The organism is Acidisoma sp. 7E03, from assembly GCF_054665075.1.
On sequence record NZ_BAAFHE010000016.1, the window covers coordinates 38,329 to 61,748 of the forward strand.

General features: G+C 66.2%; 22 protein-coding genes. 9 read left to right on the top strand and 13 right to left on the bottom strand.

All coding sequences use genetic code 11. The annotated features are described in order from the left end of the window. Window positions 1-28: 28 nt before the first annotated feature. From ACYQ6W_RS20165 to ACYQ6W_RS20175, 3 genes are read right to left on the bottom strand one after another with little or no spacing between them, the layout of a single operon-like run. Window positions 29-1,039 (bottom strand): C-terminal binding protein, encoded by a 1,011-nt coding sequence (locus tag ACYQ6W_RS20165; protein ID WP_459677824.1) that lies wholly within the window; start codon window positions 1,037-1,039, stop codon window positions 29-31. Then, on the bottom strand, window positions 1,036-2,388 hold the full coding sequence (pbfA, locus tag ACYQ6W_RS20170; RefSeq protein ID WP_459677825.1) for a (R)-1-hydroxy-2-aminoethylphosphonate ammonia-lyase: 1,353 nt from the start codon (window positions 2,386-2,388) through the stop codon (window positions 1,036-1,038). Before pbfA ends, ACYQ6W_RS20165 begins: the two co-directional genes overlap by 4 nt. 7 nt (window positions 2,389-2,395) lie before the next feature. Next, complete coding sequence (locus tag ACYQ6W_RS20175) at window positions 2,396-3,589, bottom strand: 2-aminoethylphosphonate--pyruvate transaminase (protein WP_459677826.1); 1,194 nt, start codon at window positions 3,587-3,589, stop codon at window positions 2,396-2,398. Between the two features lie 169 nt (window positions 3,590-3,758). Here ACYQ6W_RS20175 and ACYQ6W_RS20180 point away from each other — a divergent pair, with 169 nt between their 5' ends. Beyond that, on the top strand, window positions 3,759-4,622 hold the full coding sequence (locus tag ACYQ6W_RS20180; protein WP_459677828.1) for a LysR substrate-binding domain-containing protein: 864 nt from the start codon (window positions 3,759-3,761) through the stop codon (window positions 4,620-4,622). Window positions 4,623-4,652: 30 nt separating this feature from the next. On the opposite strand, the gene ACYQ6W_RS20185 is transcribed toward ACYQ6W_RS20180, so the two are convergent. After that, window positions 4,653-5,036, bottom strand: coding sequence for a hypothetical protein (locus ACYQ6W_RS20185; protein WP_459677829.1), 384 nt, complete (start codon window positions 5,034-5,036; stop codon window positions 4,653-4,655). 245 nt (window positions 5,037-5,281) lie between these two features. On the opposite strand from ACYQ6W_RS20185, the gene ACYQ6W_RS20190 reads away from it, so the two are divergent. After that, window positions 5,282-5,827, top strand: coding sequence for a hypothetical protein (locus ACYQ6W_RS20190; protein ID WP_459677831.1), 546 nt, complete (start codon window positions 5,282-5,284; stop codon window positions 5,825-5,827). Between the two features lie 75 nt (window positions 5,828-5,902). After that, on the top strand, window positions 5,903-7,051 hold the full coding sequence (locus tag ACYQ6W_RS20195; RefSeq protein ID WP_459677832.1) for an iron-containing alcohol dehydrogenase: 1,149 nt from the start codon (window positions 5,903-5,905) through the stop codon (window positions 7,049-7,051). Here ACYQ6W_RS20195 and ACYQ6W_RS20200 read toward each other — a convergent pair whose 3' ends face one another. Beyond that, a complete protein-coding gene (locus ACYQ6W_RS20200) occupies window positions 7,052-7,387 on the bottom strand; it encodes an ArsR/SmtB family transcription factor (RefSeq protein WP_459677834.1) in 336 nt (111 codons plus the stop codon). A 130-nt stretch (window positions 7,388-7,517) separates the two neighbouring features. Between ACYQ6W_RS20200 and ACYQ6W_RS20205 the strand changes: the two genes are divergently transcribed. Beyond that, complete coding sequence (locus ACYQ6W_RS20205) at window positions 7,518-8,585, top strand: alkene reductase (RefSeq protein WP_459677835.1); 1,068 nt, start codon at window positions 7,518-7,520, stop codon at window positions 8,583-8,585. Between the two features lie 33 nt (window positions 8,586-8,618). Here the strand turns inward: ACYQ6W_RS20205 and ACYQ6W_RS20210 are convergent, their stop codons facing one another. The 7 genes from ACYQ6W_RS20210 to cydD form a co-directional block, all read right to left on the bottom strand. After that, window positions 8,619-9,797: an acetate/propionate family kinase gene (locus ACYQ6W_RS20210; protein WP_459677837.1), complete on the bottom strand. Its 1,179-nt coding sequence runs from the start codon at window positions 9,795-9,797 to the stop codon at window positions 8,619-8,621. A 72-nt stretch (window positions 9,798-9,869) separates the two neighbouring features. Continuing rightward, window positions 9,870-12,260, bottom strand: coding sequence for a phosphoketolase family protein (locus tag ACYQ6W_RS20215; protein WP_459677839.1), 2,391 nt, complete (start codon window positions 12,258-12,260; stop codon window positions 9,870-9,872). A 201-nt stretch (window positions 12,261-12,461) separates the two neighbouring features. Continuing rightward, window positions 12,462-12,785, bottom strand: coding sequence for a chaperone modulator CbpM (locus ACYQ6W_RS20220; RefSeq protein ID WP_459677841.1), 324 nt, complete (start codon window positions 12,783-12,785; stop codon window positions 12,462-12,464). Window positions 12,786-12,921: 136 nt separating this feature from the next. Next, window positions 12,922-13,875, bottom strand: a complete 954-nt coding sequence (locus tag ACYQ6W_RS20225; RefSeq protein ID WP_459677842.1) for a GNAT family N-acetyltransferase — start codon at window positions 13,873-13,875, stop codon at window positions 12,922-12,924. Window positions 13,876-13,997: 122 nt separating this feature from the next. Beyond that, the gene (locus ACYQ6W_RS20230; RefSeq protein WP_459677844.1) at window positions 13,998-14,924 is read right to left on the bottom strand and encodes a DnaJ C-terminal domain-containing protein; all 927 of its coding nucleotides are present in this window, start codon (window positions 14,922-14,924) and stop codon (window positions 13,998-14,000) included. Window positions 14,925-14,938: 14 nt separating this feature from the next. Next, a complete protein-coding gene (locus ACYQ6W_RS20235; RefSeq protein WP_459677846.1) occupies window positions 14,939-16,609 on the bottom strand; it encodes an amino acid ABC transporter ATP-binding/permease protein in 1,671 nt (556 codons plus the stop codon). Beyond that, window positions 16,606-18,288: a thiol reductant ABC exporter subunit CydD gene (cydD, locus tag ACYQ6W_RS20240; protein WP_459677848.1), complete on the bottom strand. Its 1,683-nt coding sequence runs from the start codon at window positions 18,286-18,288 to the stop codon at window positions 16,606-16,608. The genes ACYQ6W_RS20235 and cydD overlap by 4 nt, the downstream gene beginning before the upstream one ends. A gap of 138 nt (window positions 18,289-18,426) precedes the next feature. On the opposite strand from cydD, the gene ACYQ6W_RS20245 reads away from it, so the two are divergent. Genes ACYQ6W_RS20245 through ACYQ6W_RS20255 form a run of 3 tightly spaced genes read left to right on the top strand, consistent with a single transcriptional unit; the run spans window position 18,427 to window position 21,443 of the window. Further along, window positions 18,427-20,040, top strand: a complete 1,614-nt coding sequence (locus ACYQ6W_RS20245) for a cytochrome ubiquinol oxidase subunit I (protein WP_459677849.1) — start codon at window positions 18,427-18,429, stop codon at window positions 20,038-20,040. A 30-nt stretch (window positions 20,041-20,070) separates the two neighbouring features. Next, window positions 20,071-21,207: a cytochrome d ubiquinol oxidase subunit II gene (cydB, locus tag ACYQ6W_RS20250; protein ID WP_459677850.1), complete on the top strand. Its 1,137-nt coding sequence runs from the start codon at window positions 20,071-20,073 to the stop codon at window positions 21,205-21,207. A 32-nt stretch (window positions 21,208-21,239) separates the two neighbouring features. After that, a complete protein-coding gene (locus tag ACYQ6W_RS20255) occupies window positions 21,240-21,443 on the top strand; it encodes a hypothetical protein (protein WP_459677851.1) in 204 nt (67 codons plus the stop codon). Window positions 21,444-21,660: 217 nt separating this feature from the next. Here ACYQ6W_RS20255 and ACYQ6W_RS20260 read toward each other — a convergent pair whose 3' ends face one another. Then, a complete protein-coding gene (locus ACYQ6W_RS20260) occupies window positions 21,661-22,125 on the bottom strand; it encodes a hypothetical protein (protein WP_459677852.1) in 465 nt (154 codons plus the stop codon). 187 nt (window positions 22,126-22,312) lie between these two features. Here ACYQ6W_RS20260 and ACYQ6W_RS20265 point away from each other — a divergent pair, with 187 nt between their 5' ends. Both ACYQ6W_RS20265 and ACYQ6W_RS20270 read left to right on the top strand, forming a co-directional pair. After that, the gene (locus ACYQ6W_RS20265) at window positions 22,313-23,020 is read left to right on the top strand and encodes a Crp/Fnr family transcriptional regulator (RefSeq protein ID WP_459677853.1); all 708 of its coding nucleotides are present in this window, start codon (window positions 22,313-22,315) and stop codon (window positions 23,018-23,020) included. Window positions 23,021-23,136: 116 nt separating this feature from the next. Next, on the top strand, window positions 23,137-23,388 hold the full coding sequence (locus ACYQ6W_RS20270) for a helix-turn-helix domain-containing protein (protein WP_459677855.1): 252 nt from the start codon (window positions 23,137-23,139) through the stop codon (window positions 23,386-23,388). Window positions 23,389-23,420: the final 32 nt, after the last annotated feature.

Below are 23,420 nucleotides of genomic sequence, written 5' to 3' on the forward strand. Positions count from 1 at the left end.
ATCGTGACGGCCCCACTCACAGGCGCGATCAGCGCAGCAAAACGCCAACTTGTTGCACCTGCAACCTTGGATCCGCCGACCGGATCGTCACCGGCCGGCCCGCAAGAATCTCGTCGCAACGCGCGAGCGTCTCCTCCGTCAGGCGATGCATCGCTTCCGCCGTGAAGAAGGTCATGTGCGGAAAGAGAATCACGTCGTCACGACCGTAGAGCGGGCTCATCATGTGCCCTTCCCGCGCCAGAGGTTCGGCGGAAAAGACGTCGAGCGCAACCCCGCCGAGGCGGCCGCCCACCACGGCCTCCACCAGGGCTGATTCGTCGATGATCGCACCACGCGACACGTTGACGAGCACGGCCGAGGGAGAGAGACAGGCCAGAGCTTCCGCGTCGATCAGGCAACGCGTCTCGTCGTTCAGCACGCAATGGATCGAGACCATGTCGCACCGACGGAGCATGGCATGGAGATCCGGCGTCTTCTCCACGCCCGCCGCCGACATGGTCGCCTCATCTGCATAAGGATCGAAGGCCAAAACCCGTGCGCGAAATCCCTGCCCTGCCATGCGCGCCATGCTGCGGCCGATGCGACCGAAGCCGACCAGGCCCAGCGTCGCCCCGGCAATGTCGCGTCCGAGCCAGCGTGTCTCGGGCCAGACCCAGCCTTGTGCCTGCATCCGGCCACCGATGGCAGGCAGCCGCTTCATCAAGGCGATCAGCAAGGCGAAGGCGCCTTCGGCCACGGTCTCTTCCGCGTAGTCCGGCACGTTGACGACCGGAATGCCCCGTGCCATCGCCGCGGGAATGTCGATCGCGTCGATGCCGACACCATATTTGACGATCCCACGCAGGTGCGGTGCGGCCGCAATCACCCGCGCCGTGACGGGCGTGTAGCACATGAGCAGCAGGTCCGCCTCGGCCACCGCTGCAGTCAGAGCGTCCTCATCCACGCCATCCGGCAGGGTGACGAGATCGACACCACGTGCCCGCAAGCCTGCGTCGATCCCGGGACACTCCAGCTCGGCATCGAGACGGACGGCTTTCACGCCGCCTCCGCCAAGACGGCTTCGCTCACGATGTCCAAGGCATGGTCGAGATCGCTTTGAGCGATCACCAGTGGTGGCGAGAGCGTCAGGACATTGCCCTGGCTGATCTTGAAGCTGAGGCCGGCGTCCAAGCAGCGGTAGTAGATGCGCTCGGCACGGGCGTTGTCGGCCGCCATGCTGTCGCGGTCGGCCACGATCTCCACTCCAAAGAGCAGGCCGCGGCCACGCACGTCCCCCACATGGGCACTTCGCGCCATCAGCGTCTGCATGCGGTCCATCGCATGCGCGCCGAGTTCCGCCGCGCGCGCTACAAGCCCCTCCTCCTGAATGATGGCAAGGGTGGTGAGGGCGGCCCGCGCCGTCACCGGGTTCTTCTCGTGCGTATAATGGCCGATGGCATAGTCTCCGGCGACGTCGAGGTCGCGCCGCGCGATGCAGGCGGCGATCGGCAGAATGCCACCGCCGAGGGATTTGCCGATCACCAGGATGTCCGGCGTGACGCCATCATGTTCGGAAGCGAAGAGCCGCCCCGTCTTGCCGAGGCCGGTCGGGATTTCGTCGAAGATCAGCAGGGTGCCATGGCGGTCACAGGCCTCGCGCACGGCGCGCCAGAAGCCGGGCACGGGCGGGTTGGGCGTGGCGCGCATCGGCTCGGCCACCACGGCGGCGAAGTCCCCTTCCCGCGCCAGAACATAGGCGATCATGCTGGCACAGGCCCGGGCCGAGTCTTCGAGACTTCGGGTGCCATAGGGGCAGTGGTGCGCGGCCCAGGGCGCGACATGTTCCGTGCCGGGCAGCAAAGGGCCCGCAATGCCGGAGCGGAAGGTCGCCTCACCGCCGACGCTCGCCGCACCGAAGCCGGCGCCGTGGAAGGCATCCCAGAAGGAGAGCGTCTTGAAGCGCCCAGTGGCGGCGCGGGCGAGTTTCAGCGCGACCTCCACCGCATCCGAGCCGCCAGTCGTGAACAGCACCTTGCCGAGATCGCCTGGCGCGAGCGCACCCAGCGTCTCGGCCAGTTCCACCGCCGGCTCGCAGGTGAAGCGACGCGGCGCGAAGCTCAGCACATCCATCTGCGCGGTGATCGCGGCCTTCAGGCGTGGGTGGCCGTAGCCGATGTGATGGACGCTGTTGCCATGGAAATCCATGTAGCGGCGGCCGGCGGTATCCTCGATCCAGATCCCCTCGGCGCGCGCAATGGTGGTGAGGCACGGGCTCGACAGGCTTTGGTGCAGGAACGCCTGGGCATCCCGCTGCAGCAGAGACTGCGTGCGCACATCCTGCAGCCCGGCCGCCCAGCGCGCCCGCGCGTCGGAGCGATTGGATTCGCCTTCCGTGTGGATGAGGGACATCGGTGCCTCAGGCAGCCAAGCGCGCGCGTTCCGCGATGGCCGCCCTGGGCGGCGCCGCAGAGGCGACACCCATGGCGGCCAGCGCCTCGGCCGCTGCCCCCGCCACACGGCGCATGACGTGATGATCCATCTGACCAATGCAGCCGATGCGGAAGCTCTCCACCGCCGTGAGCTTTCCCGGATAGATGATGAAGCCGCGTTCCTTCATCAGCCCGTAGAAGCGCCCGAAGTCGAAGGCCGGGTCACCTGGGCAGAAGAAGGTCACGATGATCGGAGACAGCCACGCGTCCGGCAGCAGCGTCTCGAAACCGGCTGCCCGCATTTCGGTGACCAGCACGTCCCGATTCATGGCGTAGCGCGCGCCGCGCCCGGCGACACCCCCCTCTGCACGATGCAGACGCAACGCCTCGATGAAGGCGGCGACCGCATGGGTGGGCGGGGTGAAGCGCCACTGGCCCGTCTTCTCCATCACTGTCCATTGCGCATGCAAGTCGAGGCTGAGTGAATGGCTGCGCCCGCGCGCCGCTTCAAGCTCGCTCTTGCGGGCAATGACGAAGCCGAAGCCAGGCACGCCCTCGATGCATTTGTTGGCGGAAGAGACCAGCGCCTCGTAACGGAAATCCGTCGGGACAGCGCCAAAGGCGCTCATCGAATCGACCAGCAGCTTTCGCCCCGCGGCATAAACGGCCTCGGAAATCTCACGCACAGGATTGAGGATCCCCGAACTCGTCTCACAATGCACCACGAAGACATGGCTGATGCTGGGATCATCCGCGAGCAGCCTTGCCACCTCGCCACCCCGAGGCGGCAAGTAATCCCCCTTGTCGATCAGCCGATGGTCACGCCCGAGATAGGTCAGGATCTCCGCCGCTCGCTTGCCATAGGCGCCGTTGGCAAGCACGAGCACGCGGCCTTCGCGCGGCACGAAGGAGGCGAGCATCGCCTCCACGGCGGCCGTGCCGCTGCCCTGCATCGGCACGCAATCGAAGGACGCTTCCTCCTGCCCTACCAAATTCAGGAGCGCGCGGCGCAACTCGGCTGTCAGCCCGCGAAACCCCGCGTCCCATGAACCCCAATCCCGCAGCATCGCCTGCTTGACGGAGAGAGCGGTCGTCAGCGGGCCAGGGGTCAGCAGATAAGGCTCACCCAGGGCCGGAGCCGGCAGCGGTTCTGCCGTCTGGTCAAAAGGGTGAGTGGCCATGACTGTCTCCGTCGCGATGCAGCCCTAGCATCGGCCAGATAAAATCATCTGAAAAATCGCTATTTTGTATTGAACCATAAATTTCACCGATCCTGCCCGCCTGCTCGGTCTATGGCATCGGCTCAGTCTTTGAGACGACCCGATCTATCACCCAGGATGATGCAGACCTATGCGCTACGTTCAGCTGCGCGCCTTCCACTACGTCGCGATCCATGGCGGCTTCTCCCGCGCTGCGCAGGAACTGCTACTGACCCAGCCCGCAATTTCCGACCAGGTTCGCAAGCTGGAGGAGGAGTATGACGTCCTGCTCTTCAACCGGCAGCGCAAGCAGGTGGTGCTGACCCCGGCGGGAGAGCAGCTTCTGGCCATCACCCGCCGCATGTTCGAGACGGAGACCCAGGCCCTGGAGCTGCTCTCCGAATCGCGTGCGCTGCGCGCGGGCCGCCTGTCCATCATGGCGGATGCGGTGCATCACGTGCTGCCGGTATTGACGGCCTTTCGCGAACGCTACCCAGGCGTCCGCGTCGTCCTCCGCAGCGGCAATACCGAGACCATCAGCCGCGCCCTGGCGAGCTATGAGACCGACATCGGTGTGATCGGCGATATTCCGTCGATCCGCGACATCGACAGCGTGTCGCTGAACACCAGCCCGATCATCGCCTGCGTCGCACGCGACCACCCTTTGGCGGGTATGGGGCCGGTTCCCCTTGCAGCCCTCATGCGCTTCCCGCTCGTCGGCCGGGAACAGGGCTCCAAGACACGCAAGAAGGTCGAGGAGGCGGCGGAAGCCCAAGGACTCACCCTTGCTTTCGCCATCGAGGCCGAAGGACGGGAAGCGATGCGGGAAATCGTTGCCATGGGGCTGGGCGTCGGTTTCGTCTCGGAAGCCGAATTCGGTCACGATCTGCGGCTGGTGCGGCTCACGATCGAGGGGCCGGCCATGGCGATGGACGAGGTAATGATCTGCCTGAAGGAACGGGCGGAGGCAAAAACCATCCGCGCCTTCTTCGAGACGGCACGGCTTCTCAGCTAGCGCGCCAACGGAATGCAGGCGCCAGCCCGCTCAGCGCTGGGGCGTGCCAGGCTGCGCTGGCTTCGGCTTGGCGTCCTCGCCATAGATCCAGTGCGGACGTTTCTGCTCGATCCAGTCGAGCGCTTTCTCGCGCCAGCGCCGCAACAGCGGCACGTCCTCCGCGAGCAGGACAAGGCCGAGCGGCAGCATCCAAATGCCCAGCACCGGCAGGATGCTGAAGATGCCGCCGAGCACCAGCAGCACGCCGACCGGGATGCGCACCCAGCGGGCATGCGGGCGCAGCAACCAGATCGTGGCGCGACGTAAGCGATCCGGGAGACGGCCGAGCAGATGGGCCATGCGCCGCCGCCGGTGATGCGTCTCCTCGGGCGTGCCCTCCGGCATCGTGATGGGCACATCTTCCTGCTCGGTCATGCTGTCCCTACCGTCCATCCCTTTGAGATGGTCCACCCGTCCGAGGCGGCAAGACGCCGACGGGTACGTGTTTCTCCCTATGTAGTCGCGCGTACAGACGCTCGTGGCGTGACCCGGCTTAATGCAACCACCCGAGCGCGAACCACTCGACCATAGCGCATCTCCCGCCGTCATCGTGATGAGCCCCGCGGCGTCGGAAACTGGTTCTCGCAGCCTTGCAACCGCATGAGGCCAAGGAGGCCGCCATGGCAATCATCTGCCCCTGGTGCACAGCCGTCATCCCCGGCCGCCATAGCCGCTGTCCCGGCTGCGGCTATGGCGGGTGCGAGAGCGCGATCGCGCCTGGAGCTTCTCTGATCACGGGATACGCGCCCCGCGCCGCTGGCTTGGGCCACCATCTGCTGGCCTTCATCGCCTCGGCCCTCTGCGCGATCTGCTTCGCCATCTCGCTGCAGCCCGGCGCCATGCTGACGCCCGCGACCCAGAGGGCCGCGCCACACACGCTCGACAGCAGGTTGCAAACCTCCCTGATTCAGGCAGAAGCTGCGGTGCGGCATGCCTTGAACGCGCCCGACTACCGCGGTTTCGCGGACGCCTTCGTCCAGCGCAGCGCGGGCGGCCTTCTGGCCATCTGTGGCACGATCGACGGCAGCGCGGGCAGCGGCGCCCTCGCCGGAACGCGCTTCCTTTCCGTCGCCGGCATCATGACGATGACGCGCTTCGAGGCGACGAGCCCCGATTTCGCGCGCCTCTGGTCCCGCCTCTGCACCGTCTCCGCGCGCAGCTGGTAGCGCCTCCCTCGGTGGACAAGCCGCGGCCCTTCTGCCCAGAGTCCGGTCGAACCAGATCCTGGAAGGGACACCCCCATGGCCGCCATCGCTCTCCCGCGCCTGATCCGCCTCGGCCCCGGCAGCCTTGAGGAGACGCCTGCGGTTCTGGAGCAGCTCCGCCTCTCTCGGCCGCTCATCGTCACCGACCCCTTCCTCGCCACCTCCGGCGGCTTGGCCCGTCTGCGCGCCATCCTGGGCGGGGAGATCCCCGCCTTCACCGAGGTGGTGCCCGATCCGACGGTCGCCTCGGTCGATGCCGCGTTGACCCAATTGCGCAGCGGCGATTTCGACTGCGTCATTGGCTTCGGCGGCGGTAGCCCCATCGACACGGCCAAGGCCGCTGCGGTGCTCGGACCGCTCGGCGGCACGATGCGGGAGCTTCGCGTGCCGCATGTGCAGGATGCGCCGGGCCTGCCCATCGTCGCCATCCCCACCACTGCCGGTACCGGTTCGGAGGCGACGCGTTTCACCATCATCACGGACGAGGCAAGTGGGGAGAAAATGCTCTGCGCCGGCCTCGCTTATCTTCCCATGGCGGCGATTATCGATTTCGAGCTGACGATGTCGAAACCGGCCCGGCTGACCGCCGATACTGGCGTTGACGCCCTGACCCATGCGATCGAGGCCTATGTCTCGCGCCGGGCAAATGACTTCTCCGACCAGATGGCGCTCTCCGCCATGCGGCTGATCTGGGACAATCTGCGCACGGCCTATGCCGAGCCCGGTAACCGCGGAGCGCGCGCTGCCATGATGCTGGGTGCGCATCAGGCGGGCATCGCCTTTTCCAACGCTTCGGTTGCGCTCGTGCATGGCATGAGCCGGCCGATCGGCGCGCATTTCCACGTCGCGCACGGCCTGTCCAACGCCATGCTGCTACCGACCGTCACCCGCTGGTCGGCGCCTGCCGCCCTCGGCCGCTATGCCACCTGCGCGCGGGCCATGCGTCTGGCGGAAGCGACGGAAGGCGACCAGAGCGCGGTGGCCAAGCTGACGACAGCCCTCGCTGCGCTCAACCGCGATCTCGCCGTGCCGACGCCGAAGAGCTACGGCATCGACCCGGCGGCATGGGACAGGCTGTTGCCGCTGATGGCGGAACAAGCGCTCGCCTCCGGCTCGCCCGCCAACAACCCGCGCGTGCCAGAGGCCGCCGAGATCATCGCCCTCTATCAGGAAGCCTGGGGCTGATTAGGCCGCGTCTTCGGCCTCGATACAGGCGGGCGGCGTGAGCCGCATCACCGTCTCCACCAGATCCGGGAAGCGGCCGGAAAGCTCCGGCCGTAGCGAGACGAGACAGCGCGTACCCTCGCGCCGGTTGCGGATCAGGCCTGCATTGCGCAGAACCTTCATGTGATGGCTGAGGGTGGAGGGCGAGACCTTCACCATGAAGCCGCTCCACGCAGTCTCTTCACCCGGCCTCAAAGAGCGCAAAATGCAAAGGCGCACGGGGTCGCTCAGCGCATGCAGCACCTCGGCCAGGCTGACCGTCTCGATATCCGGGTGGCAGTAGGGCTCTTGCGCCATGATGCCCTCTCCTATATTCGATATTCGTCGAACATCAAACACCGGCGTGCCCGCTTTCGCCGCTTACCTTGGGTCTGCGGCGCGCCTTTCAGCCGGGGCTTCTCAGCCCGCAACCAGGGATATGCCACCCATGCCCACACTTTTCGACCCGATCCGCGTCGGCGCGCTCGACCTGCCGCACCGCGTCTTGATGGCCCCCCTCACCCGCGCCCGTGCCACCGAGGACCGTGTGCCGACGCCGCTGATGCGCGACTATTACGTCCAGCGCGCGAGCGCCGGCCTGATCCTCACCGAAGCGACCAACATCAATCCGAAAAGCGTCGGCTACGAGCGGACGCCCGGGATCTGGTCGGAAGCCCAGGTGGAAGGCTGGCGCGTCATCACCGATGCCGTGCATGCGGCCGGCGGCCACATCATGATGCAGCTCTGGCATTGCGGCCGCATCTCCGATCCTTCCCTGCTGGGTGGCGATTTGCCGGTAGCTCCCTCGGCCATCGCGGCCCAGGGCCATGTCAGCCTGCTGCGGCCCGAGCGTCCCTACCCGACACCCCGCGCCCTGACCCTCGAGGAACTTCCCGGCATCATCGCGGACTACAAGCGCGGCGCCGAGAATGCCCAGCGCGCCGGCTTCGACGGCGTGGAGATCCACGGCGCCAACGGCTATCTGCTCGACCAGTTCCTGCAGGACGGCAGCAACAAGCGGACCGATGAATACGGCGGCCCGGTGGAAAACCGCGCGCGGCTGATGTTCGAAGCGGTGGATGCCGCCATCTCCGTCTGGGGTGCGGATCGCGTCGGCCTGCATCTTGCGCCGCGCGGCGATAGCCACAGCATGGGCGACAGCGATCTGCGCGGCACCTTCAGCCATGTGGCGCGGGAAGCGAAGAAGCGCGGCCTCGCCTTCCTCTTCGCCCGTGAACATGAAGCGGCGGATTCGATCGGCCCGACGCTGAAGCAGGAATTCGGCGGCACTTACATCGCCAATGAGCGCTTCACCGTCGAGCAGTCGGAAAAGGCGCTGTCCGAAGGCTGGGCGGATGCCATCGCGTTTGGCGTGAAATTCATCGCCAACCCCGATCTTCCGGCCCGCCTCCGCACCGGAGCGCCGCTGAACGAGTTGAATCGCAACACGCTCTACGCCCACGGAGCCGAGGGCTACACCGATTACCCGGCCCTGCCCGAGACCGTCGCCGCCTGACGCAAAAAGGGGTGGGGCGCACGGCCCCGCCCCTCAGCCCAGCAGGCCTAGCACATGCCGGGCGATCATCAGCTCCTCGTTCGTCGGGATGACGCGGACAGAAACGGCACTGTCCGGCAGGCTGATGACGGCGGCGTGGGCGGCATTCGCCGCCGCATCCAACCGCACACCCAGCCAGGCGAGGCGCGCACAGATTTCAGCCCGCAGACCGGCCGAATGCTCCCCGATGCCAGCCGTGAAGACCAGCCCGTCCAATCCACCTAGGACACTGACGAGCGCCCCTGCCTCCCAGGCGACGCGGTAGACGAAGAGATCCAGCGCCTGCCGCGCTTCCGGTGCGTCGCTCTCCTGCAGCGTGCGGACGTCACCGCTAATGCCTGAAACGCCGAGCAGGCCGGACTGGCGGTAGAGCATCTCTTCGATCTGAGCGAAACTCATGCCTTGCCGCCCGAGATAGAGCAGCACGCCCGGGTCAACGATGCCCGAGCGCGTCGCCATCATCAGCCCGTCGATGGCGCTGAAGCCCATGGTCGTGGCGAAGCTTTTGCCGTTCGCGAGAGCGCAGAGGCTGGCGCCGGAGCCGAGATGCGCGACGATCACCCGACCGTAGGCGAGACCCGGCGCCACATCCTGCAAGGCCGCCGCGATATATTCGTAGGACAGGCCATGGAAACCGTAGGCGCGCACCCCTTGAGTGGTGAGGGTGCGCGGTAGGGCATAGCTGCGCGCGACCTCTGGCACGGTATGGTGGAAGGCGGTGTCGAAACAGGCGATCTGGGGCAGGCTCGGCCGCGCCGCGGCAATCGCCCGGATGGGCGCCAGGTTGAGCGGCAGATGCAGCGGATCAAGGGGCGTCAGTGCTTCGAGGGCGGCGACGGTCGCGCCATCCAGCCGCACCGGGGCACTGTATTCCGCCCCGCCATGCACGATGCGATGGCCGACCGAACTCAAGCCGCCCTCCCCCAGATGCGCCTCCGCAAAGGCGATCAACTCCCCCAGTACATGAGGGTAGGAAGCGTTGTCTTCCGGAGCCCAGCGTCGCTCGATCAGCACGCGCCCCTCGTCGTCCACTGCATGGAAGTGCGGCACGCTGGACAGGTTCTCGATCTCGCCGCGCAGCGTCTCCCGCAGGTTCTGCGCCGCATCGAAGAGCGCGAACTTGATGCTGGAGGAGCCGGCATTAAGCGTGAGGATCGATCCGTGATGGCGCATCGCTATCTCCGACATGTCGCTCAAGACCCTCCCGGCGCAGAGGGACCTGCGCCGGGTTCGGCCGCGCGCGCCTCAGCGGTGCCAGCGCCAGTTGACGATCTCGGGCATGTCGTCGCCATGCTCGCCGACATAGAGCTTGTGCTTCTGGATCGTCGCCCAGTAGCGATCCCGTTCCGCCGGCACTTGATCCTTCAGCCGGGGAATCCGCTCGATCGCATCCAGAGCCAGCTGGAACCGGTCGAGGTTGTTGATCACCACCATGTCGAAGGGCGTCGTCGTCGTGCCCTCTTCCTTGTAGCCGCGCACGTGGATGTTGACGTGGTTGTACCGGCGATAGGTGAGCTTGTGGATCAGAGACGGGTAGCCATGGAAGGCGAAGACCACGGGCTTGTCGCGGGTGAAGAGCGCGTCGAACTCGCTGTCCTCAAGGCCATGTGGGTGTTCCGAGGTTGGCTGCAGCACCATGAGATCGACGACGTTGACGACGCGGATCTTGATGTCCGGCACGTATTCCCGCAGTAGCATCACGGCCGCCATGGTCTCGACCGTCGGCACGTCACCCGCGCAGGCCATGACGACGTCTGGCTCGCCCTCGTCACTCGCGAAGTCCCAGATGCCGGCGCCAGCCGTGCAATGCTTGATGGCCTGATCCATCGACAGCCACTGCCACTCCGGCTGTTTTCCGGCGACGATCAGATTGATGTAGTTCCGGCTGTGCAGGCAGTGATGCGCGACGGAGAGAAGGGTATTGGCATCCGGCGGCAGATAGATGCGCGCGATATCCGCCTTCTTGTTCGCCACCAGATCCATGAAGCCCGGGTCTTGATGGGAAAAGCCGTTATGGTCCTGCCGCCAGACATGGGAGGTGAGGAGATAGTTCAGCGAGGCGATGGGCTTGCGCCAGGGGATGTCGCGCGTGACCTTGAGCCATTTCGCATGCTGGTTCATCATCGAATCGATGATGTGGATGAAGGCTTCATAACAGCTGAAGAAGCCATGACGGCCCGTCAGAAGATAACCCTCCAGCCACCCCTGGCATAGATGCTCGCTCAACACCTCCATGACGCGGCCATCGGATGCGAGATCCGTGTCGAAGTCCACCGTCTCCGCCATCCACTCCTTCTTCGTCACCTCGTAGACGGCATCCAGGCGGTTGGAGGCGGTCTCGTCCGGCCCGAAGAGACGGAAGTTCCGTCGCTCCATGTTGAGCTTCATGACGTCGCGGATGTAGTGGCCCAGCACACGCGTGGCTTCGGCCCGCACCGCCCCCGGCTCCTGCACCGCCACTGCGTAGTCGCTGAAATGCGGCAGGGAGAGCGGCTGCATGATCTCGCCGCCATTCGCATGCGGATTGTAGCCCATGCGGCGATGACCGGTCGGCGCGAGCTCCGCATAGTCGTCGCGGAACTTACCGTTGCGGTCGAAAAGCTCCTGCGGCCTGTAGCTGCGCAGCCAATCCTCCAGAATGGTGAGATGTTCCGGAGTCTGAAAATTGGTGATGGGCACCTGATGCGCCCGCCAGGTGCCTTCCACCGGCTTGCCGTCCACGACCTTCGGCCCGGTCCAGCCTTTCGGCGTGCGCAGCACGATCATCGGCCAGTGCGGCCGCTCCGGCGTCGCTTGCGCGTCCGCAGCACGGGCCGTCGCCTGAATCTGCTTGATGCGGGCAAGAACGGCGTCCAGTGTCGCGGCGAGCTGCTGATGCACGAGCTCCGGCTCATGTCCTTCCACGAAATGCGGTTCGTAACCGTAGCCGCGCATCAACTGCGCCAGCTCCTCGTCACCGATGCGGGACAGGATGGTCGGGTTGGCGATCTTGAACCCGTTGAGATGCAGGATGGGCAGAACCGCCCCGTCGCGGGCCGGATTGATGAACTTGTTGGAATGCCAGCTCGTGGCGAGCGGCCCGGTCTCAGCCTCGCCGTCCCCTACCACGCAGGCGACGATCAGATCGGGATTGTCGAAGGCCGCACCATAGGCATGCGCCAGGGAATAGCCGAGCTCGCCGCCCTCATGGATCGAGCCTGGTGTCTCGGGCGCCACATGGCTCGGAATGCCGTAGGGCCATGAAAACTGCCGGAACAGCCGATGCAGACCGCTACGGCTGCGCTCGATCGCGGGATATCGTTCGGTATAGGAGCCTTCGAGATAGGCATGCGCCACCAGCCCCGGCCCGCCATGGCCTGGCCCGATGACATAGATCATGTCTAGATCGTTGTCCTTGATCAGGCGATTGAGATGCACATAGAGCATGTTGAGGCCGGGCGTCGTGCCCCAGTGGCCAAGCAGCCGCGGCTTGACGTGCTCCAGCGTCAAGGGTTGTTCGAGCAAGGGATTGTCGCGCAGATAAATCTGGCCGACCGAGAGGTAATTCGCGGCGCGCCAGTAGGCATCCATCTTCTTGAGCAGATCGGGCGAGAGCGGCTGCGACTGAGTTGGTGTGGCAGCGGACGGATCGTGCATCTGGACCTCCTGGGCGCCGTAGCGCCTGCCTGAACGAACCCGCAGCAGATCGCGGGATGCGAGACACTGCAGCGGCGGGATGATCTCCCTGGATGTCCCGTTGTGCAGGCGAGTGAGGGAGGAGAGCGTTGATGCAGATCAAGAGACGGCCGCGCCGTCACGCACGTGGCCGCGAGCGGACCGTCAGGACGACTTATTTTATCAGACGGGGCCGATGTCTTCGCGCAGCCGTCGGCGATCTTCCGGCGACAGTGTCGTTTCCATGACATCGCACAGGCGCCGTATCTGGCGCCGTGTCTCGTACAGTTGGTCGAGAAGTGATAGCACCACCGGCAGCGCGCCCTCGTCGATCCCCATGTCGTCACGCAGTTGGAGAATGAGGCGCAGGCGGGCGACGTCGATGTCGTGGAAGCGATAGCTGCCGGGCGGGCCATCCGGGCGCACCCAGGCATTGTCGATCCAGCGCTGCAGATCTTCGGCATCGAAGCCGGAGACCGTGGCGGACAGGGTTTCGATCGTGATCATCACACACCTCGCACCAGGTCCTGGCGCCGGCCGATGCATCGGGCCGCGGCGCACCCCGTGATGAGGTTAGTCCATGGGCGCCACGGGCGCCAGAGAGTGGGCGGCTGCTCGCCGGCTTGTCAGCGGCCGGCGCCGGTCAGCGGTAGGAGACTTGGTCCAGTCCCGGCCGGAAGGCGGCGCGAATGCCCTGCAGCATCGACCAGACCGGATTGACGTTGGTGACGTAATGGCGGATCGCCGGCTGCAGGCCGAACTTCGATAGAAAGACGCCGTTGCGCGGCGTGATGAAACCATCCACGTCGAAACGGCGGCCAAGCGCCGAGGCCAGTTCCAACGCTTCCCATACGAGCAGGCTGTTTGCGGCATTACCGGAGAGGCCATTGTCCCGCGCGCTCATCCAATAATAAAGCTCGTGTCGATCCCAGATCAGGATCGCACTCGCGACATCACGTCCCTCTTCGTCCACCGCCGCCAGGATGGTTGTCTGCTCTCGTAACAGGCAGGCCTCAAACGCTCGGCAGATCGCCGCATAGTCGGTCTTGTCCCGGCCGCCACTCTTGCGGCTGCCGCGCGAGAGCCGGACATAGCGGTCGAGATCGTAATGACGGGTGACGGCGAGCCGCTTGCGCGAGGTCGTGATCAGATTGCGGGTTTTCTGGTCCATCCCGTGCCACAGCGTATCCCGCGATTCGCCCTCTTGGCGAAAAGTATAGGTCGCGGTGCTCCTGTAGCCGAGAAGGCTGAAGGGAAGCGCCAATTCGCTGTCCGGCGGCAGGCACAGTTCCATACGGTCGTGGCGGGGCATGCTCTCTAGCAACTCCTTGAGCAGCGCCGTCGAGCTTTGCAGCCGGCTGACCGGCTTGCGCGCGCCCGGATGGATGGTGGGTTCCAGCGTGCGTGTCAGACCCGGCATGGTGACGTAGCGGAAGCCCATCTTGCGAAAGATATGGAAGGCGAAGGAGGCGAAGAGCCGCCCATCGCGCCGCACTTCATGCCGCGCCCAGGCCCCCGGGCAGACCGCGTCGAACCACCAGTCCTCGTCGAAAATGGGCCGGGCCGAAAGTCCCGTCAGCCCCGTCATCCCGTCCATACGCCGCTTCGCCTCTGATCCAGACCGGTATCAGGTAGAGCCGAGCCGGCAAGAGTGCGACCTGTCTGTTTGGGGGACGGACTGGCCGAGTGGATGATGCGCCGGCGGCCTTTCCGGCGCGGTCAGTTGTGCTCCTTCCGTGGGTCGTCCCGCTCGCGGCCGGGCCAATTCCGCAGAAAGGTCTCCAGCGCGTCGTCGACCGTCCCGAGCACCAGCTTGAGGGTGACGAATTCGTCACCCGCCGGCTGGCCACCATGTGCCGCCACGCCACGGCCGCGCAGGCGCAGCTTCGTGCCCGTGTCGGAGCCTTTCGGGATCGTCATCGTGACGGGGCCGGTCGGCGTCGGCACCGGAATCTTGGCGCCGAGCACCGCTTCCGAATAGCTGATCGGCACCTCGACATGAATGTCCCGTCCGTCGCGGCGGAACTCGCGATGCGGAGTGATGTGGATTTCGATCAAGGCGTCGCCGGCGGGGCCACCTTCGCGCCCCGGCCCGCCCTGGCCCTTCAGCCGCATCACCTGGCCTTCTTCGATCCCGGGGGGAATGCGCGCATCGAGCCCCCGTCCTTCCGGCAGCGCCAGGCGCTTCGTCGTTCCCGTCACCGCATCGAGAAAGTCGATGGTGAGGGTGTAGTGCGCATCACGCCCGCGGCGCGGGCCATTCGTCCGGCCGCCCGGTTGCGCGCCTTGGCCGAAGAGATCGGCGAAAAGATCGCTCAGATCTGCCTCGCTCATCTCCGGCCCCGCCTGCTGCCGGTAGCGCCGTCCCTGGGCGCCTTCGGCGTAGCTGCGATAGGAGGGATGTTCGGGGGCCGCCTCGGCCCCCGTCTCGTCGATCTCGCCGCGGTCGTATCGGCCGCGCTTCTCCGCGTCGCCCAGAATGTCGTAGGCGGCGGCGATCGCCTTGAAGCGATCCTCGGCCACCTGGTTGCCCGGATTGAGATCAGGATGATGCTGCTTCGCCAAGGCGCGATAAGCCTTGCGAATCTCCTCGGCGCTCGCGCTGCGACTGACGCCGAGAGTCGCGTAGAGATCCGTCTTCGCCATCAGACCATCCCGGTTCAAGCAAGCTTGATCGTATGTAGGTCAGCGCGCTGTCCGGTTGAAGACATCATGGCATGCGGCGCGGGATCGCCCAGGCGCAGAACAGAGCTGCAAAGCCGCAGCGGCGCCGGGCGATGCGAAACGACGAGGGCGCCCTGACCAGTACGCGCCAGGCGCGCCGCCAGCCGGCCGCACACGATCGCCTCGGTGGCCAGATCCAACCCGGCGGTCGGCTCGTCCAGCAGAAGCCATGGCGCCGGCCGAAGATAGGCGCGGGCGAGGCCGAGGCGGCGGCGCTCTCCGCCCGAGAGCCGGGCGCCGTTTTCGCCCAGCCAGGTGTCCAAGCCGTCGGGCAAGGCGCGCATGCGGGCGGCAAGGGCCGCATCCTCCAGCGCACACCACAGCAGATCATCCCCGACCTCCGCCCGGTCCGGGCAGGCCAGCATGAGATTGGCCCGCACGGTGCCGGCCAGCAGTGGCGCATCCTGGGGTGCATAGGCGAAAACCCGTCGGTATGCAGCGGTCTCCAGGCGGTCGAGCGGCCGGCCATCCAGCGTGATGCGGGCTCCGACTGCCGAGCGTAGCCCGACGAGCCGCTCGAGCAGCGTCGTCTTGCCGATGCCCGAGGCACCGGTGAGGCCGACGATACTGCCCGACGCCAGCGGCGCGGCACCGATGCCGAGGTCGATCTCCGGGTCGGGGCCGATGGCCATGCCTGGCGCCAAAGCGGGTGGCGGTGGCGTGAGCACGGTCTCCAGCCGGTCGGCGGCCTCCTGCCAGCCGCCTTTCGCTTCCAGCCCGCGCAGGAAGGCACCGGCGCCGTCCACCGTCATCGTCGCACCAAGCGCCGCCATCGCTGCGAGGGGCAGATGATGCGGCGGCGCGAGCGCAAGCGCGGCCATCCCGGCGAGGCCCGCCGCCGAGCCTTGGAGCAGCGCGAACCAGCCACCCCAGGCGGTGACCCGCGCCTGCGCGGCGAGCAGCCTCTCGCCCTCCGTTGCGATCTCCGCCGCAGCCCAGGTCTCGAGCCCATAGGCGCGGAGTTCGGCGGAGGCCGAGACGAGGCCGGCATAGCGCTCCTTCAGCGCGGCATTGGCGCGCTGCACCGCCTGTCCATCGGCCCGCGCAAGACGAGCCAGCCAGGAGCCGATGCCGAACGTCGTCCCTAGGATGCCGGCGGTCACGAGCGCCGGCAGCAGGCCGGCTGGCAGCACCATCGCCGTGCCGGCGAGGAAGGCCGCCGCCATGCCCCAGGGCACCGGCAGGCGGACGAAGCGCGCTTCCAGCGCATCCACATCCTGCACCATGCGGCTTGCGGCATCCCCCACGCTGTAGCCCAAGGCGCGTTCGGCGGGGGCGGCCAGGATCGCCGCGAAGAGCGCAGGCCGGATGCGGGCCAGGGCGCGCAGCGCGGCCTCATGCTCCAGCACCCGCTCGGCATAGCGGCCGCCGGTGCGCAGAATGGCGAAAAGGCGAATGAGCGCGGCCGGCGTGAAATAGTTGAAGCCGTTGGCGACCAACGGCCCCGCCAGTCCCGCGAGGCCGGCGGCCGTCAGAAACCAACCGGAAATGCCGAGCAGCAGGGTCGACGCGGCGGTGACGGTGCCGGCCGCGAGACAGGCGAGGACGAGGCGTCCCCGCTCGCGGCGGCGCTCCTGTGCGAGGAAGCGAGCAAGATGCGGGGTCATGCGGCCTCCAGCCGGATGGTGCGGTCGGCGATGGCGGCGAGCCGGGCGGAATGCGTCACGATCAGCGTGGTGCGGCCCCGCACGGCGCGGCCGATGGCGGCGGCCAATGCGCCCTCGGCCTCGGCATCGAGATGCGCCGTCGGCTCGTCCAGCAGCAGAACGGGCGATGGCCGGAGGAAAAGTCGGGCGAGGCCGAGACGCTGGCGCTCGCCGCCGGATAGGCCGCCGCCACGCTCATCGAGCGGCGTTTGCATGCCGAGCGGCCGGCCCGCGAGCATCGGCAGAAGACCGGCGGCCTCGGCTGCGGCCTCGATCTCTTCGGCACGGGCGGCGCGGCGCACGAGGGCGATGTTCTCGGCGATGGTGCCCGCCGTCACCAGGGGCGATTGGCCCATCCAGCCGACGGCACCGGCAAGGCCGCCCGTGTCGTTCAGATCCTGCCCATCGACGGTGATCCGCCCTGCCGTCGGCGCGACGGCGCCGAGCAGCAGATTGAGCAGGCTCGTCTTGCCCGCACCCGAAGGGCCAACCACCGCCACCACCTCGCCGGGGGCGACGCTGAGCGAGAAGGCGGAGAGTGCGGCTTGGTCTTCCCCCGGATAGCGCAGCGTCACCGCCTCGAAGCTGATAGCGGGTGCGGCCGTCAGCAGCCGTGGGGCAGCGCGGGGTGCCGCAGGCAGCCGCGCCTCCAGCGCCATCAGTCCCTCCGCCGCGGTCTCGGCCGCCTGCCGATCGTGATAGGCGGCAGCGAGCCTGCGCATCGGCGCATAGAATTCAGGGGCGAGCGCCAGGATGAAGAAGGCGCCGGCCAAGTCGAGATGGCCGATGCCGAAGGGCGTGATGAGGCCGGGCATCACGCCGAGCAGATTGAAGCCGGCGTAGAGCGCAATGACGGCCACGGCGAGAGCCGCGAAGAACTCGAGCCCCGCCGTGCTGATGAAGGCGACCCGCAAGACCGCCATGGTGCGGCGGCGCAAATCGTCCGCGGCCTGCGCGAGTTGATTAGTCTCCCGCCGCTCGGCCTGGAAGGCAAGGATCAGCGGCAGCCCGCGGATGCGGTCCGCGAAGAGGGCGCCGAGGCGGACCATCGCCTGAAACTGGGCCGCGGCTTGATCGGCCGCGGCGCCCCCGGCAAGGATCATGAGAAAGACGAAGGGCAGCAAGGTCGCGCCGAGGATGGCGGCGCCCACCGGGCTCGCGAGGCCGGTGGCGACAAGCACGGCCAGAATGCCCGCGACGGCGGCACGGGCGGGCAGGAAGCGCGCGACATAGCCATCCAGCGTTTCGACCTGATCGACCGCCACCGTCATCAGCGCTCCGGTCTCGGGCCGCTGGTCGAGCGGCAGGTCGAGGCTCGCCCGCACCAGCCGGTCCCGCAGCTGCCCCTTGGCGGCGCGCGCGGCGGCGGCTCCGAGCCTGGCCGAGAGCAGCCCGACCAGACCGCGCAGAAGGGCGCCCCCCGCCCCCAGGGCGAGCCAGGGTAGCGCCGCGCGCAAGCCCTGCGGCAATGCCGTCAGCCCATAGGCGAGACCGGCGGCGAAGCCGATGGCCGCCAGGCTGTCGAGCGCGAGCACCAAGCCCGCGGCACGGCCGCGCCCGCCGCCGGTACGGCCCAACTCGGCGAGCCATGCCCGCCGGCGCCGCTTCGTCAAAGCCGTCTGAGAACCATCTTCCATCATGATAGAAGACTGATGGGTCAGGCGAATTTCTCATTGATACAGATCAAGGTGAAATCGCCGTAACCCGATTAACCGGACAGCACAGTCGGCGTTCCTCATCAACCGTGGCCAGACTGCGCACAGAATCCGGAGCCTGAGATGGACCCCAGCGTCGTAGACTTATCGCGACTCCAGTTCGCCTTAACCGCCCTGTATCATTTCATCTTCGTTCCCCTGACGCTGGGCCTGACCTTCCTGCTCGCCGCGATGGAGACGGTGTACGTCATCACCGGCAAGCAGATCTATAAGGACATGACCCAGTTCTGGGGCAAACTCTTCGGCATCAACTTCGCCATCGGCGTTGCCACCGGCCTCACCATGGAATTCGAATTCGGCACCAACTGGTCGATGTATTCGCATTTCGTGGGAGACGTCTTCGGCGCACCACTTGCCGTCGAAGGATTGATGGCCTTCTTCATGGAATCGACCTTCGTCGGGTTGATGTTTTTCGGCTGGAACCGGTTGAGCAAGGGGGCCCATCTCGCCGTCACCTATCTGGTGGCGCTCGGCTCCAACCTGTCGGCGCTGTGGATCTTGATCGCGAACGGCTTCATGCAGGACCCGGTCGGCGCGAGCTTCAACCCCGACACGATGCGCATGGAGTTCAACAACATCGCAGCGCTCATCTTCAGCGAAGATGCGCAGGCGAAGTTCGTGCATACCACCATCGCCGGCTTCGTGACGGGCGCGCTCTTCGTCATGGGCATCAGCGCCTACTACCTGTTGCGCAAGCAGCATCGCGAATTTGCCGCCCGCTCCTTCCGCATGGCGGCTCTCTTCGGCGTCATCTCCTCGCTCGCGGTCGTCACCCTCGGCGACGCGCTCGGGCGGCTCGACTATCTCGTCCAGCCCACCAAGCTCGCGGCGATGGAAGGCATCTGGCACACGACGACGCCGCCTGCCGCACCCTGGACCGCCTTCGCCATTCCCGATGACGTGGCGCAGAAGAACTACGCCGAAATCAACCTGCCTTACGTCCTCGGGCCCCTGGTCGCGCATTCCTTTAACACCGCCATTCCGGGCATCATCGAGCTCGAGCAGAAGGCCAAGGTGAACACGGCCAACGGCATCAAGGCGGTGATGGCGCTGCACCAGTATTCGATCGATCACGATCCCGCAGCCCTCGCAGCCTTCAAGCAGTACGAGCAGGACATGGGCTATGGCTTCCTCGCCCAGCGCTATGCACCGGACCAGGACCTGTCCAAGCTGACGGCGGAAAACACGCCGGCCGTGCTGGACCGTGCGGCGCGCGACACCATCCCGAATGTCTTCGTGGAATTCTGGTCCTTCCGCCTGATGGTGCTCTTCGGCTTCGCCTTCGTCGTCGTCTTCGCCTTCGCCGCCTACTTTAGCCTGCGCAACGAAATCGAACACCATCCCTGGCTGCTGCGGGCGACGATGTGGTCCATCCCGCTGCCCATCATCGCCTGCGAATATGGCTGGATCGTCGCCGAGAATGGTCGTCAGCCCTGGACGGTCTATGGCTGGCTACCGACCTTCCAATCCGCCTCCACCCATAGCGTCGGCTACATGATCTTCTCGCTGCTGGGCTTCGCGCTGCTCTACAGCACCTTCATCGCCGCCGAACTCTATCTGATGTTCAAATTCGCCCGCCTCGGCCCCGCGCCGCATCCGGCCGTGCCGCCCGCAGCGGATGTGGCCGGCGCACCCGGCTTCGCCCGCGTCGGCTACGCCGACAAGTCCTGGCAGTAAGCGGCACAGCAGAGGTTAGGAACATACGTCATGGAACTCTATGCGATCCTGAAACTGGTCTGGGCGGGCTTGCTCGGCGTGCTTCTCATGGGCCTCGGCATCATGGTGGGCATGGACATGGGGGTGGGCACGCTTCTGCGCTTCGTCGGCAAGACCGATGGTGAGCGGCGCACCGCGCTCAACATCATCGGCCCGCATTGGGACGGCAACCAAGTGTGGTTCATCCTGGGCGGCGGTGCGATCTTCGCCGCCTTTCCCACGCTCTACGCCACGTCCTTCTCGATCTTCTACGTCGTCATGATCCTGCTGCTCTTCAGCATGATCATGCGGCCCGTCGCCTTCGAATACCGCTCCAAGGCGGGCGGTTCGTGGCGCACAAATTGGGACTGGGCCTTCCTGATCTCCGGCGCTCTGCCGATGATCATCTACGGCGCAGCCTTTGGCAACGTGCTGCAGGGTGTCGGCTTCCACTACGACTGGACGGGCCAGTATCATCAGGATGAGAGCTTCCTGTGGTATCTGCTCAACCCCTTCGCCATCCTCTGCGGCCTTCTCTCCCTCGCCCTTTCCATCCAGCAAGGCGGCGCCATGCTGATGATCCGAGCGGAAGAGCCGATCTATGGCCGGGCGCGTGCCTTCGCTTCCGTCGCAGGCTTCGTCGCCGCCATCCTCTTCATCCTCGGCGGCGTCTGGATTCAGTTCATCCACGGCTTCACCTATGCCGGCACGGTGAACCCGGCCATGCCCTCCACCCCGCTCGGCGGACCAGCCGTCACCACGGCGGCGGGCGCTTGGATGCACAACTTCGCGGCCCTTCCCATTCTCTGGGTCCTGCCGCTCCTCGGCGTGCTCGGCATGCTCTTCGCCGCCATCGCGCTGCGCGCCCACAAGCCGATCCTCGGCTGGTGGCTCGGCGCCGCTGCCTGGATCGGCACCATCGGCACGGCGGGCGTCGCCATGTTCCCCTTCCTCATGCCATCCACCACCGAGCCAGCGCAGAGCCTGAGCGTGTGGAACGCTTCCAGCAGTGCCTACACCCTGGGCTGGATGGTCGTCTTCGCCGTCATCTTCGTGCCTGCAATCCTCTGCTACACCGCCTGGTGCTATCGGGTGATGAGCGGCAAGGTCCGGGTCCAAGACGTCGTCCATGACGACCATTCCTATTGAGACACGTCCCACACGGTTGAAGGATGAATGACATGGTTCGGCTTCTTCAAATCATCGGCCTCGGGGCGGTTCTGGCTTTGGCTCTCCTCTTCGCGGTCGTCGCCGGAGACTATGCGCCCTGGTACTTCGCCTGGCTGGTGGGCACGGTGATGATCGTGCTGATCGCCGCGGCCGGTGCAGTCCTCTTCGAAACCCAGGAAGCGGACCGCGGCGGCAGCCGCGGCACCCGCTTCTGAGCAAAGGAGATCACCCTCATGATGCAGGATACGCTGGCGGGATTCATCCTCGTCATCCCTCTGCTCTACCTTCTCCTCTATCTCGTCGCGTGGCGTCTGGTGCGCAAGAAGTTCCCCTGAACGCCGAGGCATCCCGGCACAAAGGCAAACACCCACGCCGTCGCGTGGGTGTTTCGTTTTGATCTCGGCTGCTGAGGGGCCTTCTGCCGAGACGGCGCTACGGCTCGAACTGCTTCGTGAGGGTCCGCCCGTCCGGCCGATGGCCGGAGAGGCGAAGTTCTTCCGCCGCCTCGACGTCCTGCTCGGGCAGGATCGCGCGGATGACGTCGCATCCCAAGCCGTGCGCGACGCCTTCGAGCGCCACGGCCAAGGCGGCGCGCACGGCCTGCGGATGAAACAAGTCGATCGCGACGAGATGCTCGACCGTCAGAACATGCCCGAAGCGGAGATCCTGATCGAGACGATAGCAGGCGGCACCGCACGGCAAGGCGCGGCTACCCCGCCGGGCGACGAGAACGCCCTCACGTGCCCCTGGCTTCGACCGCGCAACGCGCTTGGCATAGCTTTGCCACCGCGACCAGAGAAGGCTAGGATCCCGCGCCTGGATAAGCGGAAACACAGGTCGTACGTCGCCGATTTGCATCGGCTGCACCACCATCTCCAGTTGTCTGCGCTTGTCCATCGCTCTAGCCTAGCGCGTGAGAAATGGCTGGATTTGACCTGGATCAACGAGCCGCGAAATATCGCGATGGGTCCCCCTCCACGGCGGCGGAGCTGGACCGCTTACCTGCGCTGCCACCCAGCGGTAGAGTTGTTCTCGCCCAGCGCTGTTTCGAAGGTGTTTCATGCTGCGACCGCGATCCATCCGGATGGCTCTCCACCCCGAACTGGGCCCCTGCGCCGCATGCACCGCACGCGGCTACAGCGTCTGCAATGCGATCGAAGACAAGGATCTCGCGCGGCTCGCCTCGGCTGCCATCGTGCGCGACATCCCGAAGGGCGAGATCTTCATCGAAGAAGGCGAGACTGCGTCCGACTTCTTCAACATCACCAGCGGCACCGTGAAGCTCTACAAGCTTCTGCCCGATGGCCGGCAGCAGGTGACGGGCTTCGCGAGCGCCGGTCATTTTCTCGGCCTCGCGGTTTCGCAGACCTATGCGTTCAGTGCCGAAGCGATCGAAGCCACGCAGCTCTGCAGCTTTTCGCGCCCCAAGATGCGTGCGCTGATCGAGGATTTTCCGGCGCTCGAGCAGCGTCTTCTGGAGACCGCGTGCAATGAGCTGGTCGCGGCACAGGAGCAGATGCTTCTGCTTGGCCGCAAGACGGCACGGGAGCGCGTCGCGAGCTTCCTCGTCGCCCGCGCCGCGGCGCAGCTTCCCTGCACCGGCGGCAAGGAGAGCATCGCCCTGCCGATGACCCGCGGCGAGATCGCCGATTACCTCGGCCTCACCATCGAGACGGTAAGCCGCACGATGAGTCGCTTCAAAGCGGAGAAGCGCATCGCCATCCCCTCGCATACCGAGGTGGTGTTACTCGACCGGTCCTGGCTGGACAGCATGGCCGCCGGCCTCGACTGACGCTGAACCCTGCCATCTATGCATGGCAGATGCGGGCATTTTAACATACGGTCTGTGATAACTGATGCTTCATACATCAGTTCTTATAATTCATCCCTGGTAGCTTGGATGGGCGGATGATCACGGCGGCACAGATGCGGGCGGCACGCGCCCTGCTCGGCTTGGATCAGCGGGAACTGGCCGAACGAACCGGCCTGTCTCTGCCCACGATCCAGCGGATGGAGGCGAGTGAAGGTGTCATCCGCGGCAATGTCGAATCGCTGATGAAACTGATCGGCGGCCTCGACGACGCCGGGATCGAATTGATCGGAGAGGGCGCGGCGAGCACCCTCGGCGGCCGCGGGGTGCGCCTCAAGGCGCAGGCCTGAGGCGACGGCACGACGCGGCGCGAGGAGACGCA

Excerpts from the sequence above, each read along its gene's own strand:
- ACYQ6W_RS20270 (WP_459677855.1), top strand. The coding sequence starts at position 23,137 with ATGATCACGGCGGCACAGATGCGGGCGGCACGCGCCCTGCTCGGCTTG.
- ACYQ6W_RS20190 (WP_459677831.1), top strand. The coding sequence starts at position 5,282 with ATGGCAATCATCTGCCCCTGGTGCACAGCCGTCATCCCCGGCCGCCAT.
- ACYQ6W_RS20230 (WP_459677844.1), bottom strand. The coding sequence starts at position 14,924 with ATGGCGAAGACGGATCTCTACGCGACTCTCGGCGTCAGTCGCAGCGCG.
- ACYQ6W_RS20260 (WP_459677852.1), bottom strand. The coding sequence starts at position 22,125 with ATGGACAAGCGCAGACAACTGGAGATGGTGGTGCAGCCGATGCAAATC.
- ACYQ6W_RS20235 (WP_459677846.1), bottom strand. The coding sequence starts at position 16,609 with ATGACCCCGCATCTTGCTCGCTTCCTCGCACAGGAGCGCCGCCGCGAG.
- ACYQ6W_RS20245 (WP_459677849.1), top strand. The coding sequence starts at position 18,427 with ATGGACCCCAGCGTCGTAGACTTATCGCGACTCCAGTTCGCCTTAACC.
- ACYQ6W_RS20225 (WP_459677842.1), bottom strand. The coding sequence starts at position 13,875 with ATGGACGGGATGACGGGGCTGACGGGACTTTCGGCCCGGCCCATTTTC.
- cydB (WP_459677850.1), top strand. The coding sequence starts at position 20,071 with ATGGAACTCTATGCGATCCTGAAACTGGTCTGGGCGGGCTTGCTCGGC.
- pbfA (WP_459677825.1), bottom strand. The coding sequence starts at position 2,388 with ATGTCCCTCATCCACACGGAAGGCGAATCCAATCGCTCCGACGCGCGG.
- ACYQ6W_RS20215 (WP_459677839.1), bottom strand. The coding sequence starts at position 12,260 with ATGCACGATCCGTCCGCTGCCACACCAACTCAGTCGCAGCCGCTCTCG.
- ACYQ6W_RS20220 (WP_459677841.1), bottom strand. The coding sequence starts at position 12,785 with ATGATCACGATCGAAACCCTGTCCGCCACGGTCTCCGGCTTCGATGCC.
- ACYQ6W_RS20255 (WP_459677851.1), top strand. The coding sequence starts at position 21,240 with ATGGTTCGGCTTCTTCAAATCATCGGCCTCGGGGCGGTTCTGGCTTTG.
- ACYQ6W_RS20210 (WP_459677837.1), bottom strand. The coding sequence starts at position 9,797 with ATGCGCCATCACGGATCGATCCTCACGCTTAATGCCGGCTCCTCCAGC.
- ACYQ6W_RS20180 (WP_459677828.1), top strand. The coding sequence starts at position 3,759 with ATGCGCTACGTTCAGCTGCGCGCCTTCCACTACGTCGCGATCCATGGC.
- ACYQ6W_RS20265 (WP_459677853.1), top strand. The coding sequence starts at position 22,313 with ATGGCTCTCCACCCCGAACTGGGCCCCTGCGCCGCATGCACCGCACGC.
- ACYQ6W_RS20185 (WP_459677829.1), bottom strand. The coding sequence starts at position 5,036 with ATGACCGAGCAGGAAGATGTGCCCATCACGATGCCGGAGGGCACGCCC.
- ACYQ6W_RS20205 (WP_459677835.1), top strand. The coding sequence starts at position 7,518 with ATGCCCACACTTTTCGACCCGATCCGCGTCGGCGCGCTCGACCTGCCG.
- ACYQ6W_RS20195 (WP_459677832.1), top strand. The coding sequence starts at position 5,903 with ATGGCCGCCATCGCTCTCCCGCGCCTGATCCGCCTCGGCCCCGGCAGC.
- cydD (WP_459677848.1), bottom strand. The coding sequence starts at position 18,288 with ATGATGGAAGATGGTTCTCAGACGGCTTTGACGAAGCGGCGCCGGCGG.
- ACYQ6W_RS20200 (WP_459677834.1), bottom strand. The coding sequence starts at position 7,387 with ATGGCGCAAGAGCCCTACTGCCACCCGGATATCGAGACGGTCAGCCTG.
- ACYQ6W_RS20175 (WP_459677826.1), bottom strand. The coding sequence starts at position 3,589 with ATGGCCACTCACCCTTTTGACCAGACGGCAGAACCGCTGCCGGCTCCG.